At 57.7% G+C, this 16,545-nt stretch carries 18 protein-coding genes and 3 pseudogenes; 9 read left to right on the forward strand and 12 right to left on the reverse strand.

Translation table 11 applies throughout. From position 1 onward, the window contains the following. Positions 1 to 962, reverse strand: a 962-nt coding sequence (locus NKI88_RS25365) for a PAS domain-containing protein (RefSeq protein ID WP_352658085.1), incomplete at its 3' end; no start/stop codon positions are given. A 499-nt stretch (positions 963 to 1,461) separates the two neighbouring features. On the opposite strand from NKI88_RS25365, the pseudogene NKI88_RS25370 reads away from it, so the two are divergent. Together NKI88_RS25370 and NKI88_RS25375 are read left to right on the forward strand one after the other, a co-directional pair. Continuing rightward, positions 1,462 to 1,976: pseudogene (locus NKI88_RS25370) on the forward strand (SOS response-associated peptidase). A gap of 382 nt (positions 1,977 to 2,358) precedes the next feature. Then, positions 2,359 to 2,795: pseudogene (locus NKI88_RS25375) on the forward strand (Ros/MucR family transcriptional regulator). 210 nt (positions 2,796 to 3,005) lie between these two features. Here the strand turns inward: NKI88_RS25375 and NKI88_RS25380 are convergent. From NKI88_RS25380 to NKI88_RS25395, 4 genes are all read right to left on the reverse strand, one after another. Then, positions 3,006 to 3,668 (reverse strand): outer membrane protein, encoded by a 663-nt coding sequence (locus NKI88_RS25380; protein WP_352658088.1) that lies wholly within the window; start codon positions 3,666 to 3,668, stop codon positions 3,006 to 3,008. Positions 3,669 to 3,872: 204 nt separating this feature from the next. After that, the gene (locus NKI88_RS25385) at positions 3,873 to 4,109 is read right to left on the reverse strand and encodes a DUF768 domain-containing protein (protein ID WP_352519239.1); all 237 of its coding nucleotides are present in this window, start codon (positions 4,107 to 4,109) and stop codon (positions 3,873 to 3,875) included. Beyond that, positions 4,106 to 4,327 (reverse strand): DUF768 domain-containing protein, encoded by a 222-nt coding sequence (locus NKI88_RS25390; protein WP_352519240.1) that lies wholly within the window; start codon positions 4,325 to 4,327, stop codon positions 4,106 to 4,108. The genes NKI88_RS25385 and NKI88_RS25390 overlap by 4 nt, the downstream gene beginning before the upstream one ends. A gap of 140 nt (positions 4,328 to 4,467) precedes the next feature. Further along, positions 4,468 to 4,824, reverse strand: a complete 357-nt coding sequence (locus NKI88_RS25395; protein ID WP_352658091.1) for an ATP-dependent DNA ligase — start codon at positions 4,822 to 4,824, stop codon at positions 4,468 to 4,470. A 123-nt stretch (positions 4,825 to 4,947) separates the two neighbouring features. Here NKI88_RS25395 and NKI88_RS25400 point away from each other — a divergent pair, with 123 nt between their 5' ends. Both NKI88_RS25400 and NKI88_RS25405 read left to right on the forward strand, forming a co-directional pair. Continuing rightward, positions 4,948 to 5,136, forward strand: a complete 189-nt coding sequence (locus tag NKI88_RS25400; RefSeq protein WP_023823908.1) for a DUF3606 domain-containing protein — start codon at positions 4,948 to 4,950, stop codon at positions 5,134 to 5,136. Positions 5,137 to 5,649: 513 nt separating this feature from the next. Then, positions 5,650 to 5,919, forward strand: coding sequence for a DUF982 domain-containing protein (locus NKI88_RS25405; RefSeq protein ID WP_352658094.1), 270 nt, complete (start codon positions 5,650 to 5,652; stop codon positions 5,917 to 5,919). Between the two features lie 880 nt (positions 5,920 to 6,799). Here NKI88_RS25405 and NKI88_RS25410 read toward each other — a convergent pair. Together NKI88_RS25410 and NKI88_RS25415 are read right to left on the reverse strand one after the other, a co-directional pair. Continuing rightward, positions 6,800 to 7,489 carry an outer membrane protein gene (locus tag NKI88_RS25410; RefSeq protein WP_352658097.1) on the reverse strand — a complete coding sequence of 230 codons (690 nt, stop codon included), beginning with the start codon at positions 7,487 to 7,489 and terminating at the stop codon, positions 6,800 to 6,802. A 112-nt stretch (positions 7,490 to 7,601) separates the two neighbouring features. Next, positions 7,602 to 7,883: a hypothetical protein gene (locus NKI88_RS25415; protein WP_352658100.1), complete on the reverse strand. Its 282-nt coding sequence runs from the start codon at positions 7,881 to 7,883 to the stop codon at positions 7,602 to 7,604. A gap of 89 nt (positions 7,884 to 7,972) precedes the next feature. Between NKI88_RS25415 and NKI88_RS25420 the strand changes: the two genes are divergently transcribed. Beyond that, positions 7,973 to 8,284, forward strand: a complete 312-nt coding sequence (locus tag NKI88_RS25420; RefSeq protein WP_023826678.1) for a hypothetical protein — start codon at positions 7,973 to 7,975, stop codon at positions 8,282 to 8,284. Between the two features lie 247 nt (positions 8,285 to 8,531). On the opposite strand, the gene NKI88_RS25425 is transcribed toward NKI88_RS25420, so the two are convergent. After that, a complete protein-coding gene (locus NKI88_RS25425) occupies positions 8,532 to 8,891 on the reverse strand; it encodes an ArsR/SmtB family transcription factor (protein ID WP_352658104.1) in 360 nt (119 codons plus the stop codon). Between the two features lie 237 nt (positions 8,892 to 9,128). Next, the gene (locus tag NKI88_RS25430) at positions 9,129 to 9,905 is read right to left on the reverse strand and encodes a class I SAM-dependent DNA methyltransferase (protein ID WP_352658107.1); all 777 of its coding nucleotides are present in this window, start codon (positions 9,903 to 9,905) and stop codon (positions 9,129 to 9,131) included. A 182-nt stretch (positions 9,906 to 10,087) separates the two neighbouring features. Between NKI88_RS25430 and NKI88_RS25435 the strand changes: the two genes are divergently transcribed. Then, complete coding sequence (locus tag NKI88_RS25435; RefSeq protein ID WP_352658110.1) at positions 10,088 to 10,378, forward strand: hypothetical protein; 291 nt, start codon at positions 10,088 to 10,090, stop codon at positions 10,376 to 10,378. A gap of 145 nt (positions 10,379 to 10,523) precedes the next feature. On the opposite strand, the gene NKI88_RS25440 is transcribed toward NKI88_RS25435, so the two are convergent. After that, positions 10,524 to 10,793: a nucleoside/nucleotide kinase family protein gene (locus NKI88_RS25440; RefSeq protein ID WP_352658113.1), complete on the reverse strand. Its 270-nt coding sequence runs from the start codon at positions 10,791 to 10,793 to the stop codon at positions 10,524 to 10,526. Positions 10,794 to 11,437: 644 nt separating this feature from the next. Between NKI88_RS25440 and NKI88_RS25445 the strand changes: the two genes are divergently transcribed. Further along, positions 11,438 to 11,689, forward strand: a complete 252-nt coding sequence (locus NKI88_RS25445) for a response regulator (RefSeq protein ID WP_352658116.1) — start codon at positions 11,438 to 11,440, stop codon at positions 11,687 to 11,689. A gap of 388 nt (positions 11,690 to 12,077) precedes the next feature. Here NKI88_RS25445 and NKI88_RS25450 read toward each other — a convergent pair whose 3' ends face one another. Then, positions 12,078 to 12,293: a hypothetical protein gene (locus NKI88_RS25450; RefSeq protein ID WP_352658119.1), complete on the reverse strand. Its 216-nt coding sequence runs from the start codon at positions 12,291 to 12,293 to the stop codon at positions 12,078 to 12,080. 481 nt (positions 12,294 to 12,774) lie between these two features. Then, positions 12,775 to 13,428 (reverse strand): annotated as a pseudogene (locus tag NKI88_RS25455) (alpha/beta fold hydrolase); the annotation flags it as partial. Between the two features lie 21 nt (positions 13,429 to 13,449). Here NKI88_RS25455 and NKI88_RS25460 point away from each other — a divergent pair. Together NKI88_RS25460 and NKI88_RS25465 are read left to right on the forward strand one after the other, a co-directional pair. Continuing rightward, positions 13,450 to 14,193, forward strand: coding sequence for a tetratricopeptide repeat protein (locus NKI88_RS25460; RefSeq protein WP_352658122.1), 744 nt, complete (start codon positions 13,450 to 13,452; stop codon positions 14,191 to 14,193). 442 nt (positions 14,194 to 14,635) lie between these two features. Next, positions 14,636 to 16,363 carry an adenylate/guanylate cyclase domain-containing protein gene (locus NKI88_RS25465; protein ID WP_352658125.1) on the forward strand — a complete coding sequence of 576 codons (1,728 nt, stop codon included), beginning with the start codon at positions 14,636 to 14,638 and terminating at the stop codon, positions 16,361 to 16,363. The last annotated feature ends 182 nt before the right edge of the window (positions 16,364 to 16,545 follow it).

Here is a 16,545-nt window from a genome sequence, read left to right on the forward strand (position 1 = left end):
AAATCGTTCTTGAGCTGGGCGGTGCGCTTCTGCTCGGTGATGTCGCGATTGTAGGTGATGACGCCAACGATGTTGCCCGACTCGTCGCGGAAGGGGGCCTTGAGCGTGTAAAGCCAACCTTGCCGGCCGTCCGGGAAAAGCGCCGGCTGGTCGATCCGCAACGTCTGCCCGGCCTCCAGCGCGCCCATCTCATCCTGCCGGAAGCGCTCGGCTACATCCCTGGGGTAGAAATCGAAATCCGTCTTGCCGATCAGATCGTCGACCGAAGCGGCGCGAACCATTTCGGCGGTGGCGGGGTTGGCGGCGATGAAGCGGCCGTCGACATCCTTTATATTCAGGCAATCCGGCAGTTCGCGAACCATGGCCCGGTAGGTCATGTTGGACATCAAGAGCTCCCGCCGACGCTGCTGCCGGTCGAGCAGGACGCCGATGATGATTGTGCTTAGGAAGCGGAACACGAGGGCCGGGAACATGCTCTGCTGCACAAGACCGGTAAGGGCTTGCGCTGGGATGACCAGGAGCGTGATAAGCCCGGCGAGAGCGACCGTTACGCTAAGACCGAATATGTCGTACATGGTGCGCGATCGGGCCGCGACGATGTGGTGCCACGCGATGCCGACAATTGCGGTAATGAGGATACCCATGACACCAGCACCTGCACCCTGCCCGCCCAGATGGGCGCGATAGGCAATGGAGCCGGCCGTGGCGATGAGCATTGCCGGCCATCCGCCGAAGAACGCGGCCGCAGCAATGAAGGCGGCGCGCAGATCGACGACGAAGCCGGAGACGGACAGGGCCGTCGCCATGGAGATGACGGCGCCAACGCACATGACCAAGCCGAGAAGCAGCGACTGCATCCGCCGCGAGAAACGCCCGGTGAAATCCGCCACAAGGTCCCAGGCGACCACGAGAATGGAGACCAGGGCAAGGTTGGCGAGGAGTGAATGCCAGATGTCGGTCATCACTTCGGCTCCTTTTCCCGACAAATACCGGCAAAACCTATCCGAGATCTAAAGAAAATACAGACGGTCGGTGGCACGGTGGTAGCGCCTTGATTGCTCGCGCTTCTCAGCAGTCAGTCAGAAGCCGTTAAGGGCGATGACCTGCGCCGACGCCCCTACTGCATTGTTCTGCTCTAACTGCTCCCGGACAGAGGCGAAGTTCCATTATGGCCGACATGACGCGCGCATAGCGGACGTTCGCGTAAGGCCGAACATAGGTATCAGCTTATCGCCATTGTACATCGAGGTTTAGGCTTGGCCCCATCATGTCACAACGGGCGGTGTCGTGCCCAAATGTTACGCTGGCCGCGCCGGATAAGTTACGTCGCCTGGGGGCGCGAAGCGGAATCGCGAAAAGGGCAAAATCCGCGGCGTCTGGCGCCGCAGCGTCGAGTATAGGAGAATTCTCGACGTTGGCCCGCTCAGCGTGCCTGAACTCCTGCGCAACTGAGGCAGAGCCATGTGCGGACGCTACACCAAAAATCTGTCGTGGTCGGAAATTCACCGGCTCTACAGACTGACGGCGCCTGCGGAGACAGGCCGCAACGACGAGCCGCGCTACAACATTGCGCCGACACAGGATGTGCCGTTCGTCACTGCCGGTGAGGATGGCAACCACCGGCTCCGTGAAGGGCGCTGGTGGCTGGTTCCTTTCTGGGCGAAGGAGATGCCCAAGGCGCGATGTTCAATGCGAGGATTGAGGGCATCGATACGGCGCCCGCCTTCCGCGATGCCTTCAGGTCAAAGCGATGTCTGATCCCTGTCGATGGCTTCTATGAGTGGACGATATCGCCAGCCGACGGCAAGAAGGATCCTTGGCAAATCTACCAGCCAGGCCACGCGCCTTTCTCGTTCGCCGGCCTTTGGGCTTACAATTCTAATCTCGACATAACCAGTTGCACCATCATCACGGAGCCTGCCGCAGACCCGATGAAGCAATTGCATGATCGACAGCCTCTCATTCGCGTGAGGTGAACACCAGCGCCGTCAACAAGTTGCCCAACGACCATCCCGGCCTGGTCGGGCCGATCAACCCCCTATGAGCGACGAACCGAGCCGGCTTGCCGAAGGCACATGACAGCGGCTCCGCGCGATCGACGGCGGGTCGACAATCATGCGTGCGAGCACCCGGGCTGCGGTGAGGATGGAGGCTTCGGCTTCGCCCGACCGAGGCAGCTATCGCACTGGTTCTGCCTGAAGCACCGCGACGAGGGCGAGCGATACCTATAAGCGCATCAATATCGCTATTTCATACGGTGACCAAGCGTGGAATGTGGCCACTTCACCGCAGGCACATGTGAGCTTGCGCACGTAGAGTTGGTTCATTAGAGAGGCCTCAAAGACAAGGGACCAACACATGACTGACGAAGACAACCATGCTGTCGAACTGGCGGAACTTACAGCGGACGTCGTTTCCGCATACGTAGCCAAGAACCCACTACCGGTTGCCAACTTGCCGACCTGATTGCATCTGTGCACGCTTCATTGTCAGCTTTGAGCAGCCAGATCGCACCGGCTTCGAAAGAGCTTGTGCCTGCAGCAAATCCAAAAAAGTCTGTATTCCCGGATTACATCATCAGCCTGGAAGACGGCCGGAAATTCCAGTCTATGAAACGCCACCTTGGCCTACTTGGCGTGACTCCCGACGAATACCGTGAGAAGTGGGGCTTGTCTCGCGATTACCCGATGGTCGCGCCGAACTACGCCGCGAAGCGATCGGCCCTTGCGAAGGCGTCTGGTCTAGGTCGGAAGGCTGAGGTTAAGGCGCCGGTGAATCGGGCGAAGAAGGCGTAGTCAGAACCCCACCTGACGCAACGTCAAGAATCAGCTATCGATTGAGTTGCGGCGGACCTGATTTTACCGCCCGGCCGGCGCTGATCAGGCAATGCTCCCATTGCGGCGCCGGCCATCTTCATGCAGATGCCACGGTCCCCCGAATTAACGGTGCACAAAGAAAAGCCCGTCGCGGCAAGCGGCAGGCTTTTTTATTGGGAATTGCGAGGACTAGAATTTGTAGGCGATGCCGAGGCGAACTTCGTTGGTCTTTAGATCAACAGACGAATCGGACGGCGCACCAAACGATTTTGAACCGAAATCAGTATAGCGGTACTCGGCGCGCAGCAGCAGATTGTCAGTCATGGCATAATCCAAGCCCGCGCCTATCGTCCATCCTGTGAACGTATCTCCGAACGAACCTGGACCGTTATTATTGTTTATGTCGATGTCGCCAAACGCAACGCCACCCGCGATATAAGGAAGAAAGCGATCAGCTGCATATCCTAGGCGAAGTCTTGCCGCCCCACTCCAATTGAGTTCTTCGGTGACGCTGGCGCCCAGAATTGGAAAACCAGGAGCGGCGAATACTTGGCCGCTGCCATCAACATTCGCATAGACGACGTCCAGTTCCGCACCAATCACGATGTTGTTCGACATCTGATAGTTGTAACCGGCGTAGACGCCTCCAAGGAACCCATCAGGGTCTGTGTCTACAAAGCCCGGTCCACCGATTTGGTCAACGCGACCATCACCCCAAGCATAGCCTGCCTGAAGGCCGACATACCCCCCTGTCCAGCTAAAGACCGGCGCGGCTTCTGCAACGATGGTATCGGCAGCAAAGGCTGACGACGTCAGCAACGACAATGACAAAGCGAAAAGCAGCTTCTTCATATGTGATCTCCCATAACTGCCTTTTTTGGTAGCAGAGCGCGCCGATTCATGCAGTTGTTTTTCTGCCACAGTTGGCGCAATTCAAAGCGCCGCCTGCACTCGCATGAGGCCCTTATCTGCCACCGGCGGCGATCGGATCGCCCCTCCCCCACGATGGGCAGCTGCTCGGCTATCCCTTGTCCAAAAGGTTCAGGCCGCGAACACTCATTCTGGTTGCCCAGAACCAGAATTAACATCGAGGAGGGTACGATAAAGGCTGTCGACCTCCTTGTCGTCGAACGCCTCGGTCAGCTCGCTTTCCGCAATCCCCTCAGCCTCCGCGTCGGCGATTAGCCGCTTTGCGAGCTGCTCGATCTCCGCTCGCTCTTTCGGCGCACCGGCGTCGGATAGATCGTGTTTTTTTATCCATTGGTTCAAGAATAGGACGGCCGGCTTGCTCATTCGGGAACACCTGGGGCAAAGTGCACGACGGCATCGACCAGCGTCCGATATAGGCTATCAACCTCTTCGTCGATCTCTTCGCGCTTGATCGTCAAGGCTTTAGCGTCGGCATACAATTTGTGCATGTACTCACTTACCGAAACGGCGTCGGTCTTAGCCGTTTCGGGGAGATTGTTGCCGATCCAGCGATCGAGAAAGTTGACGCCGCGTGTGCTCATGAAGCCTAAGCTCGATCCAGCGCTTAGGTTCCAGTAGGGCGCTCGACGGCGGCTTCGTCGACCTCGGCTTCCATTTCGTCGTTGACAGTCTTGGTCTTGCCGAAGGCGGCCACCGGCTCACCGTCAAAGCCCCGCGCAGATCATGGCCGTTCAGGAACAGAAGATCGAACGCGACCAGATAGATATCCGGTGAAGGCCGACGCAGCCCAATCACCGCCTGCATCGCGTGAAAGTCCGACAGGCCGGCATCGTTGATCACTGATCGCTTCACCTTCGAGGATAAAGTTTTCGGCGTCGATCGCCGCCGCCTCTTCGGCGAGATAGCGATATCGAGCCGTCCAGTCGAAGCCTTTCTTTGTGAAGAAGGAGATGCCGTCTTCATCCTTGATGACCTGAGTGCGGTAGCCATCAAACTTGATTTCGTGGCTCCAATCGTCGCCGGCCGGCGGCACATCGAAAAGCTCGGGCTCCATTGGCCGGATGAATTTTAAACGCATGAACACACCCACACCCCGCCATTCAATAAGCTTAAGCTAAAATGGTTCCGAAACCGGAAAACGGCTTTTGGTGCAACAAAACACGTCAATTCGACGTTGCGGGATGAGCGAAGGAGGAAAGATATGGCCGATGACAAGAGCAAGCGGGATTTTCGCGATCGGGACCGTGTCTCAGCCGACGAGGATTATGAAGTTGAATATTTCGCAACAAAGACCGGCATCACACCCCAGCAGGTCAAAGAGCTGATCGCGAAGCACGGCAACCAACGCGAGACGTTGGAGCGGGAAGCCAAGGCGCTGCGGAAACAATGACCAGGCTATCTGATCTCGGCAGGCCACTGATCGGGCACCGACATGAAGGCCCGCCCGCGAGCGAACTCGCGCATTTCCTCCCTTGCCCTGTTTGCGGGCAACAGATCGACATGCGCAATTTTCGCCAGGTCACTTATCATGCCGATCCGGAGCACGAGCCGCTCGAACTGGACGCGTAGGACGCAAAAAGCTCGACTGCTGAATCGAGTTTAATCCATGTTTGGCGAAACGTGGCGGGGCTGCACCGCCCATTCCTACGGCTGGGTAGGGTGTTCGTGCTCGGCAATCTTTTCCAACAGCTTCCGTGAAGCCTCTAGTACGCGGCGTGTCTCTTGGATGCTCGATTGTAGGGATTCCAGTTGGCAATTTAGAAAGCCGTTCACCATGACTGGGTCATCCCAACCCGCCGATTCAAATTGGCTTGCGCGGAAATGGGTCAAAAAATCAAATAGGCATGGAAACCAAAAAGCTCTTGTTGCGTTCGGCGCACTAAAAGGTCGGGAGGTTGTGCCCATGGGCACCTTTTTACCGCTGTTCGTTAAGCTGGTAGACCGTAAATCAATGACGGTTTCCTCTATCAGTGAGGCCGAGGAAGCGCTCCAGGGGCAGTGGCCAAACAAGGGTGCGGCGGCCTATAGGGATGCGTGCCGATTGATCGCGGAGGCCAAGGATGGAAGCTGCAGTCCGGCCGTAGCATTTGCGGCGTTCAAGGCCGCCGCTATCGACCAGCACTTGCTGCAGCCCGAGCCCGGCGCTCGGCATGTTCGACACAACGTGCCATAAACCATCGTGATGATTAACCGCCGTCCCCTAGTATCAAATAGGGACCGACACAGGGGAGTCTCGCTTGGTCGCGCGACGGTGGGCTCGCACCGACCGGGGCAGGTGATGCGAGCCCGGCCGAGTCTTGCGGGACCTCGACCAGCAGCGAACACCCACTCGCTGCCGTTCTATCAACAAGCCCCCAAATTTCAGGTTCCGCTAACGTACAAAAAAGCCCACGACCGTTCAGGTAGTGGGCAGTTTTGGGAGACACTGAAAAGGGAACAGTGCGACCGCCCGAAGTGTTTCGAGGCGACGATGTTCCAAGGGGATTCATAGATTCGCTGTCTCGATCTAGACTCGACCGATGAAACGATGTTTGACGATCTCTCCGAAGCACTCAAAGCTCCCCGCCAGGACGTGTGGCGCCCTGTCCGCGCCCCTCGTCGGCAAAGCTGTTCCTTGGCCTCGCCATAGGCCATGGGTGTTGGCCCTGGGATGGCGCTGGCTCGTTAGCTGCCCTTCGCCTTGCCATAGGCGTTCGGCCGCGACTCCGGCGAGTAGATCAGCCCGACTTTCTTGCTGCCGCACTAGGCGCATTTCAGCTTGGGAATGAGGTCATCGGCTCATGGCCGGCGCCTCTGGGCCGAAACGGTCGCGGAGCTTCACCAGTTCAAGCTCCTGGCACGCTGGGGTAAAGCAGTCATTCCGCCAAGCTGGACGCAAGGGGCCCGGAATGTGGCGGTAACAGAACTTATGTTGCCACGGGGCCCGGGGAGGATAGACCGCCAGCGATCACAGCCGACAGTTTACCGCGCTTCGCCAACGTCGGCTTCAAATAGATTTTCTTCACCAAGGTTTTCTCCTTAAAAATAAACCGACGACAGAAAGGCATAGAGACTCAGAAATGATAGTTGATGCCTACGCGGACCGTGTCGAAATCGATATTGTCGGTCGATGGGACAGAAGAAGGCGTGTTGAACTCGGGAGTGCCCAGGTCGACGTGCATATACTCAGCCTTGAACGACAGCTGCTGGTTCAGCGCCCATTCAAGTCCTGCGCCGGCCGCCCAGCCCCACCTGGTCTCGTCATAGCCGCATGTTGGCGTAAAGCCGCAGGCTCCCAGGTCAGCTGTGCCCTTGACCTTACCGACAGCAAAGCCGCCCGTGAGATATGGGAGGAAATTCTCGAACGCATAGCCAACGCGCACGCGGCCAGTCCCGTACCAGTCGACATCGGCTGTACAGCCTTCATTGCCGCATGGCGGCACAAACGGAACCTCAAGGGCGCTGCCGTGAATATTGGCGTATGACACGTCGCCCTCAACGCCGAACACGATCTGGCCCCGCTGCCAATTGTACCCTGTGGTCAGGCCGCCAATGAAGCCATCCGAATCAACATCGACACCGGGGGGGCCGAAATCGTAGTGATCGCTGTTCCAACCATATCCGGCTACGGCGCCAATATAGGCTCCTGACCAGTTGATGGCGCTGCTTTCAGATGGAACGATGGCCATCGGGTCTGCGGCAAATGCCGCTCCGGCCAGCATCGTCAAAATACCTGCAATTGCAATTGAAAGGCTGCGCATCATCGTCCCCACATTAACCGGATCTAATATGTACCAGAGTTCGACAAATTTACTGTCTCATTCGTGCAACACTTGAGCCTTGGTTCGTTGCGGTTCCCGAAACCGAAATCGGCCGCTATCGGCTCGCCTCCACGTGGGGCGCAAAGAAGCAGCGGATAGTCGTATTCGGGGGCGACGTGCAGATGTGATACTGGCTGTCTTCGCTCTCTAAAACGCGCTTCTTAGAGATGAAATATCGGCTCTTGGACCCAGTGCGGATGTTGAAATCGCCGCCCGGCAAAGGCTCGACATAGCGCGAGCTGATGACCCTACAATCCTTCTTGTCGCAGCATTCATAACGGGTGACCGGATCATGGTAGCCGGTATACCAGTTATGAGCGACGGCGAGCGCGATCAAGAAGAGCTTCATCTATCTGACACTTTGCGCCTCCGGTTGCATATTAGCAATCTCTTGACTAACAGGCCGCCAGCTCCAGAATCCCTCTTATGGCTCGGGGAATAGGCATTGGCGACGAGGTGGCGATAACGGCCACGGTGCGCAGGCGGGTCGACGAGGACCACGTCAGCGTCAGCATACCCAGCTACAACTTCCCGCATTCGATCGTCGATCGCACGACGAAGGTGAAGCGCGGGCAGCAGATCGAACTCGTCGGCAACGTCACCTATGTCGACGAGGAAGGCGGCAAGGTGACAATTATCCTAGGACCGCCGGTCACGGTCGACATCGACAAGGTCAGGCTGGTGCAGGCCTATGTGCCGCCGAAGCGCAAGAAGCCGCTGCGCGACATGGTCGACTAGCGCCAGTGAACTGCGCGAACTATTTGCGCGCAAAAGCATAGGCGGCGGGCTTTTTGTCTGTCCGGGGAACAGGCCTCGGGCGCGTGAGTTGGGTGGTTGCAGCGTGTCCCGCTGCCAACCGATGTCGACGGTTGAGGCCCGCTCCGCTTTACAGGCTGACGCGGGCCGCCCGTGTCCCGTGAGGCCCATCGAACCTTAGCGATCCACTTGGTTCGGGTCGCCCCGTTTAGGTCGTAGATTTGCCTTCTCAGGCCATTCGCACCCTGCGAAGTCTTTGGGCAACGTAGTGCGGACCTGGCCCCGCGAGCGGTCGTCCGGTCGTCAGGAAGCCGTCCAGCGTAGCTAGCAAATCGCGCGCTGCGCCGGATGAGCAGTAGTAGTAGATTACTTGACCCTCGCGTCGGGTGTCGACAAGGCCGAAGGCGCGGAGCTTGGCAAGATGCTGCGACAAAGCCGACTGGCTGAGTTGAACTTTCTCGGCGAGGACACCGACCGAAAGTTCGCCCTCGGCCAGGTGGTTCATGATCAAAAGCCGCTTCTCATTTCCCATCAAGTTGAGAAAGGCGGAGACGGTTTTGGCACTGGCGGCAAGTTTTCTTGAAATCATCGAATCAGACTAAGGTCCTACCCAAGATAGAACTTAAGTCTGCAGCAACGCGGAATCAAACCCTCGGTTCCGCCAAAAAGAAGCAATGCCTATTGATCCTCGCCCTCGCGGAAATCCTGCAGCGATGCATGCCGCAGGTCATCCTCGCCGCGCAAGTGCGCGGCCAATCGCCGGCGAGATCGTCTGGCACCGCATCCGCGGGGCCGCGATCCTGGTGCAGGCAAGCGGGATCAGCGACTATTGCTTTCTGGCGACCACCAAGAAATTTTGAGCAAAGCGCGCCGGGACACCAGCTCTCCTGCTTAGCGTCTCAACAGGTCCGACCAACTTTTCGCAAAGCTTTGGTAGCAGCCACCCGGGTCGCGGTAAGAAGCCGTAGCCGATGACCCGCTCGACTGCAAAGCCGTTGGCAACCAGCAACTGGCGATATGCGTGGATGCTCAACGTACTACGCACGACGCGCCCACTACATCGGTTGAGAAAGCGGCAGACCAGCCCCATCGGCGAGGTTGCGTTCATGTGGATGTTCGAGACCAGCAACCCGCCGTCCTTCAAATGCTCATGAATGGCCGACAGTGCGGCCTGCCTAAGAGAGTCTTCTGCGTTTAAGAAGAATCGGAAAGCCGTCACCACGTCGAATCGTCTGGCCAGGGGGTGAACGGTCAGATCGGCTTTAATCAGCTTGACGTTGCCTGGAACCTGCGCGCAAGCGAGCATGGATTGAGAGACATCGACGCCGACGACCTCGCCAAACAGTGTGGCTGCTGCATTTGTGACGCGGCCTGTGCCGCATGCGAAGTCGAGGCAGCTAAGGTCCGGCCCGCCAAGAGGCTTGAGAATGCTTTCGATGAGGGGGCGTTCGACGCGCAACCACAACGCGGCATAATAGCCGGAGCGGAAAGTTTTGACGTAGTCGGTCCCGTAGCCTGTGGTCTGATGGCTCGATCGGTAATCGGTATAAGCGCTTCTTTCAAAAGACTGCTCGGCCAAAACATGACCGTGAGGATCGCCCATCGCGGCCTCCTTTCTGGATGTGCGCGCGAAATAGATTTCAATTTTCCTAAACAAGCTTCGTGCGTTCGCATGACCCAAAAGCGCGAAGGCGAAGTTTTCAGTACGACGAGCGAGCCGCCAAATATTTAGCGGAACCTAATGTGGCGTTCAAAGTTAGGGCGGCCGTTGCTGAGGATTCCGCCGTGAAAAATGAAATTGCCGAGGTTGCAAGATGGGCGGAGGCAAAACTAGTGGACTCCCCTCTACTTGCCACCGATATCGCAGAACCGCGCCGGCGCCAGGTGGCTCCAGATAATGATAACACGTTCGAGCCTAGATGCTTCTGGCCGATCGTCGAGATGCCCGAAACCGAGAACATGGTTGCACCTCGTCACCTTGGTGATCCGGCCATGATCATCATGTCGATTTATCTATCGTTTTGTCTCGTCGCGCAGGCTCTGCTGATCCTGCTGCTGCTTTTCCCAAACCCCTAAGGCTGCTGGGCCGCTGGGGGCTGCGGCTACTTGCCGACGATCCAATCCACCAACGCAGCCTCGATCCGCTCGCACCCGGTGAAATCGCGCACCAAGCTCGTAGCCAGTTCCCGCCATTGACACTGAGGCGCTCCGGTTTCCCTGACTAGGCATCGGATGCTGAGCGGAGAACGTCGGCTTGGAGCGCGGAGACGGCAACGGTAGCCGGATTGGCATCTTCCCAACTTTGCGCCATGTCGTTGCGATGACGTTGACGGAGGCGCTCCAGCAGTTCGCGAGAGGCTCGGATGGCCCGGCGCGACTGATCCATGTCACGGCGAAATGTGGCGGGTTCCGCCATGGACATCTGCCACATCAGCAAGGTGGCCGCAGTCGCAGTGGCCGCTTGAGCGATATCTTTGGGCGTTGCAACCATCGCATCCTCCCAATAAGGCAATGGTAAACGCCATCTTTATAGGCCCGCCGAACACTTTCTCCAATCAAAAACGACCGTACGGATTCATACGGCAATGGCTATTCGTCGGCTTCGTCGACCTTGGCTTCCGTCGTTGACGGTCTGAGTGAATCCCCTACTGCCTGGTAGTGTCCGGTTCCTGGCAGCGCTCCCTTCGTTCTTCAAGGAAAGCTTGGTGTGCTCGTCCCACTCAAGAGGCGTTGTCCCGCGCTCTTGAACAAACTTTTCAAACTCCTTGCGCAGGTCGGCAAGGTCCAAAGCCCAAAGATGCTCAATGCTACCGGGGTTGGACATCGGGTTACCAATTCCGCCCATTCTCTCGGAACTAAGTTGGCTTCGCGTTTGAGCCTTCAAGATGGCATTGCGAGATAATTTGCTCGGTTGCTGATACGCCTATATCTTAGGCGGCGCGGGGGGCCTCATATCTTCCCGCAGTGGCCGGTGCGGTTAAGCCCCCACAACCTTGCCCAACTGCACCGGCCATTCCCTACGGCAGGGTAGCGCACGCCCGCATTGAGCGAGGATTGCAGCGGCGTACCACAACCATCTGTGGAACTAACGCGCGCGTTGTGCGTTCGACGCTGGATTTAGGGGTGCATTCCGGGATGGAAAACAGTTTGGTTCTGGTCGCAGAAGACGAGCCACTGATTTTGCTCGACCTTGAAACGACCTTGGAAGAGGCTGGCTTTCGGGTTGTAGCCGTTCCCACGGCCGAAGCGGCCATTGAGGTGTTTAACGAGAAGCCGGAAAGCTTCAGCAGCCTGGTTACAGACGTGCGACTAGGATCGGGGAAAACCGGATGGGAGCTAGCCAAGTATCTTAGAGGCACCAACTGTGGTTTATATCAGCGGGGATAGCGCGGTTCACTGGGGCGTTGAGGGTGTTCCGGAAAGCATCATGATCTCGAAGCCGTTCGCCCTGCCTCAGATCATCACGGCCTTGTCAACGCTGCTTAATCACCAACGTCCGGCTCCGCTTGCGGATGTTGGATCGGTTTAGCTCCTATTTGAGCTTCGTTTGTCAATGACATAATCGCCGGCAAACACGACGCAAACCGGGCTTTAGCAAACATTTGTAACGGGGCACAAGCTGGCCTAATGAACGATGCGGAAGCCTTGCCGCCTCGCAAGCATTGACCAGATGCAATTGCGCGTGATGAAAAACCCCGTTCCCTACAACAGAGGCCGACACTCGGCGCCCTAATGGGGCACGAAGGCGGGCGGATGGCCAACTTGTCATGCCACCTCAGTCAGGCGAACCCTCCGGGTGGAACCTTCCGTGAGATAGCCTCTGCTTCAGGTCGTCGGCATTCAGGATGGCTGCCAGCTCTTCGGCGTACTCCATGTCTGGAAGGTCGACAGATGGGTGGCCCGCTACAATAGCCGGCAGCCCGGTGAACACGTCGAACACCGTCCACGTCCCATCCGGTTCCCGCCTGACGTCGTACCGCAGAGTTGCCATGAGGGCATCATATAGATCGACCATTAGTGGTTGGGAATATTTGGTCCACGGAGGCTCGGGATGCAGAGCGCTGATTGATGGCGCGGGCCCGACCGTTTTGCCGACCGGCTGGCAGCGGAACCGGGTATCCGCACCAGATCGCTGCACCGAACCAACTTGGCAGGTTGCGCGTGGTTCCCAGGACAATTGAAAAGCCCGCTGGCTCACGCCGGCGGGCTTCTACGCAACTCCGACCACATCGCAAAGCTGCGACGGTTCTCTTAACGCCGCGAGATCAGCAGGCAGAGCTCCCGGAGGTCCTTGTCATAAGAGCCAGAACCGCTCAGCGATAAGCTAGCCAATATCGTGTACTGCAATCGACCGGAAACCTGACATAGAATACTGTACGGAAATTATGTCAGGTAATTGCATGGGCTTGTGAAGACCAATGCGAAGAGACCGCCGTCAGCATTCTCTAGACGATGATGGATGAGAGATGTCGTCAAGACCTTATGAACGAAAGCAGGTCGGGATTGAGGACGTCAGCATGTGTGGTTAGCATGCCGTGAGGGGAGCCGGGATAAGTCTTCAGCAACCCGATCTTGAGCAATTCAACCGCGCGCGGCACGGAACTTGCGAACGGGACGACTTGGTCAGCCTCGCCATGCATCACCAGCACCGGCACGGCGATCTTCTTGAGGTCCTCAGTGTAATCTTCGAGCCAAGAGTCGACAGTCGCGTAGTGAGCGAGGGCACCGCCGGCCATGCCTTGGCGCCACCAGTTCGCAATGATTGCCTCCGAAGGCTTGGCCCCATCGAGGGTGTACCCGTAGAACGGATGCTCAGGGACGTAACGGAAAAATTCCGACCGGTTGCGGTGGCGTGCGACATAGCGAGCCACCTCACCGCCACCTGTCGAGTGCCCGACATGTATCGCCTCGCGCAGGTTGAGGTGTTCAGTCAGGGCGGCGAGATCGGCAACCCAGTGGTCCATGTCGTTTCCGCTGCTGGGCTGGTCGGACCGGCCGTGGCCGCGCCGGTCGTGGGCGATCACCCGATACCCGTGATGAAGGAAGAATGTCATCTGGGCATCCCAGTCGTCCGCCGACAACGGCCAGCCGTGGCTGAAAACGATCGGTTGGCCCGAGCCCCAGTCCTAGCGGGGCGAAAGCTTGGCGTGCGCTACTTGGTGGAGGGCAGCGTTCGCAAGGTCGGCAAGCGCGTGCGCATCACTGCCCAGCTGATTGAGGCAGCGACCGGTAGTCACGTCTGGGCGGAACGCTATGATCGTGACCTAGAAGACATCTTCGCAGTTCAGGACGAAGTGACTCGAAGCATCGTGGCCGCCGTTCCGGGATATGTTGAATCCGACGTCGTGAAAGCATCGCGGCGCAAACCGACTGAGAGCTTGGGCGCCTATGACCATTATTTGCGCGGTATGGCGATCGTCAATCGCTGGCGCAACGATGATATTCCGCAAGCCATGGCGGAATTCGAAAGTGCGGTGAAGCTTGATCCAAACTTTGCCCGCGCTCATGCGGCGGTGGGCCATATGCACGTTCGCGTCTATTGGCAAACGCTCGCCCCACTTGCGCTGCAAAACGCAAACACAGAAACAGAACTCGCCGTGCGGCTCGACGGCGAGGACAGCAGGTGCTTGGGTGTTCGTGGTATGTGCCTTATGCTCGACAAGAAGTTCGACGCGGCGTCGGAAACGTTCCAGCGCGGCCTCCAGTTGACACCTGATGACGCTGATCTCAATGACATGATGGCGTACTACCTGCTTTGCGCGGGACAGGCGAGCGAGGCTATCGAGAGATCGCTCAAAACTATCCGCGCCAGTCCACTGTTCCTTCCCGCCTCTCTCCGTAAGACTATGGGCATGGCATTCATGATGACGGACAGTACGAGGAGGCGATAAAGTCTTTCGCTGGCTATCAGTACACAAAAGAAGAATATAGGGAGCACGAGCGCGAACTGGCCCATCTGGCTATGGATGCTTTTGCGGCCCAACGTTGAGCGTCGGTCCGACTCTCCATCGGGTCAATCATTGTTTTGCGCCGGCCTTCCTTTCGGACCTTGAGGTTGCCCACATCAGCGTGCCGCTGCCGGTGCTGTGGCCGACAAGCTCGGCATCGACCTGATCTAGTTCGGCATGCTGCTCGGCTCAGCATGCAGAGCAATTTCATGCATCCGCCCTTCCGCTTTGCGATTTCTGTCTTCGCTCGGTCGCTGCCCGCGCGCCTTAATTCGACCGTCTCATCGGGAGCCAAATCGCGCCGGTAACCACGTGCGCAACTTCCGGACACCAAGAATAGCTCGTACAGTCTAACATTCCTCAGCCCATCGACTCTGGGACCGGTATGGTGGAACAGCAGACGACGCGCCGGCTTTCGGCCATCCTTGCAGCCGACGTTGTCGGTTACTCCAGCATGATGGGAATCGACGAGGCAGGTACCGTTGCGGCGCTGCGGGAGGTTTGGCAGGATACCTTCAATCCCGCTGTCACCGCGCGTTACGGCCGCATCGTAAAGATGATGGGCGACGGAGCGCTGGTCGAATTTCCAAGTGTGGTGGGCCCTGTGGAATGCGCAGCAGCGATCCAACGTGCGATGGCGCAGCGCAATCTCCTCGCTGGCGCCTCAATTCAGTTCCGCATCGGCATCAATCTTGGCGACATCATCGTTGAGGGCGATGACATTTTCGGTGAGGGCGTGAACATCGCCGCCCGGATCGAGGCCATCGCCAAGCCCGGTGGCGTGTCGGTGTCCGCTTCTGTTCGTGAAAATGTCGGCAACAAGCTCGAACTGGCTTTCGACGATACCGGCGAGCACAGCCTTAAGAACATTGAGCGGCCAATACGCGTGTATGATGTCGTTTTGGACGCTGCTTTGCCCAAGGCCGCCGCCATGGCGCACGCTTCGGGGACGCGGACCAAAGGCAGCGTAGCCGTGCTGCCCTTCTCCAATATGGGAGGAGATCCAGAGCAAGATTACTTCGCCGAAGGCATCGCGGAAGACATTCTGACTGAGCTCTCGCGCTTCCGAAACCTGTTCGTGATTGCCCGGAATTCATCTTTCTCGTTCAAGGGGAAGGGCCTTGGTACTCAGGAAATCGCAAAGGCACTGAATGTCGAATATATCGTAGCCGGTGGCGTGAGGCGCATCGGCAAACGCGTCCGTGTGGCGGCACAACTTATCCACAGCACTACTGGTCAGGAACTCTGGGCCGAACGCTATGATCGTGAACTTGAAGATATCTTCGTCGTCCAAGACGAAGTTGTCCGGACCATCGTTGTGACGCTCGAATCGCGCCTTCAATTGGCGATGGCCAATGATGCGAGCAAGCGGAACCTCCCGAGCCTGGCGGCCTATGAATGCGTTCAATTGGCAAAAAAGTATGTTGCCCTGCATGATGCTGCACGAGCAATGCCATTTGTAGAGAGGGCTCTCCAGCTAGATGCTGAATACGCCGTTGCTTATGCTATGCGAGCCGCGACGTTGTACGTGCAGTACCTCGAAAACGCGCAAGCGAATACGCTCGACGAAATGGCGGCGGCCTCCCGAACCGCCATCGCTTTCGATGAAGGTGATTCCATAGGGCATGCGCTACTCGGAATGGCCCTGATTCTCAAAGGGCAATACGAGTTGGCAGCGTCTCATCTGGAACGGGCCATCAGCCTAAATCCGGCCAATTCTGTCGCCGTCGCGTATCAGGCAGAGTTGCTCTTGCGAAACGGTGACTTCGCCATAGCGCTCAAGACGATGGATGAGTTGCTTGAGCGCGATCCAATTCCGGCTACATGGCATTGGGAAATCAGGGGCATGGCTCTGCTAATGCTGCGACGATATCAAGAAGCGATCTTGGCATTTTCTCGGCAGATCCATCCATTTTGGTACGTTCACGGCGACCTAGCGATGTGCCATGCGCGCCTTGGTCACCTAGGTGAGGCGAAGGCGGAGATTGGGAATCTCATATCGGCAATGCCCGATATAACGATCAGCCGGTATGTCGAAATCGACCCATATAGAAATCAGCAGGATCGCGACTTCATCGTAGAGAGCCTTCGGCTGGCTGGGCTGCCCGAGTAGCGATGCCAGATTAGCGCTCGCGACGTCGTCCAGGGGTCAAGTTTACCGATGCTCTGGCCTCGGGAAAAGGTCTGCGTATGGGTGTCTCTTTTTGGCTTCTACGGCATCCCTTGCTGATCGGCAGATTGGGCCGAAAGAGAAGTGTCCGCTCCGAGGATTCGACCTTATTTAACCGACGTTCC

Source organism: Mesorhizobium sp. M0317 (assembly GCF_040321555.1).
Lineage (GTDB): Bacteria > Pseudomonadota > Alphaproteobacteria > Rhizobiales > Rhizobiaceae > Mesorhizobium.

What these genes read in the sequence shown, in the direction of transcription:
- NKI88_RS25445 (WP_352658116.1), top strand. Translation starts at nt 11,438, where the DNA reads ATGGAAAACAGTTTGGTTCTGGTCGCAGAAGACGAGCCACTGATTTTG.
- NKI88_RS25405 (WP_352658094.1), top strand. Translation starts at nt 5,650, where the DNA reads ATGGGCACCTTTTTACCGCTGTTCGTTAAGCTGGTAGACCGTAAATCA.
- NKI88_RS25420 (WP_023826678.1), top strand. Translation starts at nt 7,973, where the DNA reads ATGGCTCGGGGAATAGGCATTGGCGACGAGGTGGCGATAACGGCCACG.
- NKI88_RS25410 (WP_352658097.1), bottom strand. Translation starts at nt 7,489, where the DNA reads ATGATGCGCAGCCTTTCAATTGCAATTGCAGGTATTTTGACGATGCTG.
- NKI88_RS25395 (WP_352658091.1), bottom strand. Translation starts at nt 4,824, where the DNA reads ATGCGTTTAAAATTCATCCGGCCAATGGAGCCCGAGCTTTTCGATGTG.
- NKI88_RS25385 (WP_352519239.1), bottom strand. Translation starts at nt 4,109, where the DNA reads ATGAGCAAGCCGGCCGTCCTATTCTTGAACCAATGGATAAAAAAACAC.
- NKI88_RS25400 (WP_023823908.1), top strand. Translation starts at nt 4,948, where the DNA reads ATGGCCGATGACAAGAGCAAGCGGGATTTTCGCGATCGGGACCGTGTC.
- NKI88_RS25465 (WP_352658125.1), top strand. Translation starts at nt 14,636, where the DNA reads ATGGTGGAACAGCAGACGACGCGCCGGCTTTCGGCCATCCTTGCAGCC.
- NKI88_RS25380 (WP_352658088.1), bottom strand. Translation starts at nt 3,668, where the DNA reads ATGAAGAAGCTGCTTTTCGCTTTGTCATTGTCGTTGCTGACGTCGTCA.
- NKI88_RS25430 (WP_352658107.1), bottom strand. Translation starts at nt 9,905, where the DNA reads ATGGGCGATCCTCACGGTCATGTTTTGGCCGAGCAGTCTTTTGAAAGA.
- NKI88_RS25425 (WP_352658104.1), bottom strand. Translation starts at nt 8,891, where the DNA reads ATGATTTCAAGAAAACTTGCCGCCAGTGCCAAAACCGTCTCCGCCTTT.
- NKI88_RS25450 (WP_352658119.1), bottom strand. Translation starts at nt 12,293, where the DNA reads ATGGCAACTCTGCGGTACGACGTCAGGCGGGAACCGGATGGGACGTGG.
- NKI88_RS25390 (WP_352519240.1), bottom strand. Translation starts at nt 4,327, where the DNA reads ATGAGCACACGCGGCGTCAACTTTCTCGATCGCTGGATCGGCAACAAT.
- NKI88_RS25440 (WP_352658113.1), bottom strand. Translation starts at nt 10,793, where the DNA reads ATGGTTGCAACGCCCAAAGATATCGCTCAAGCGGCCACTGCGACTGCG.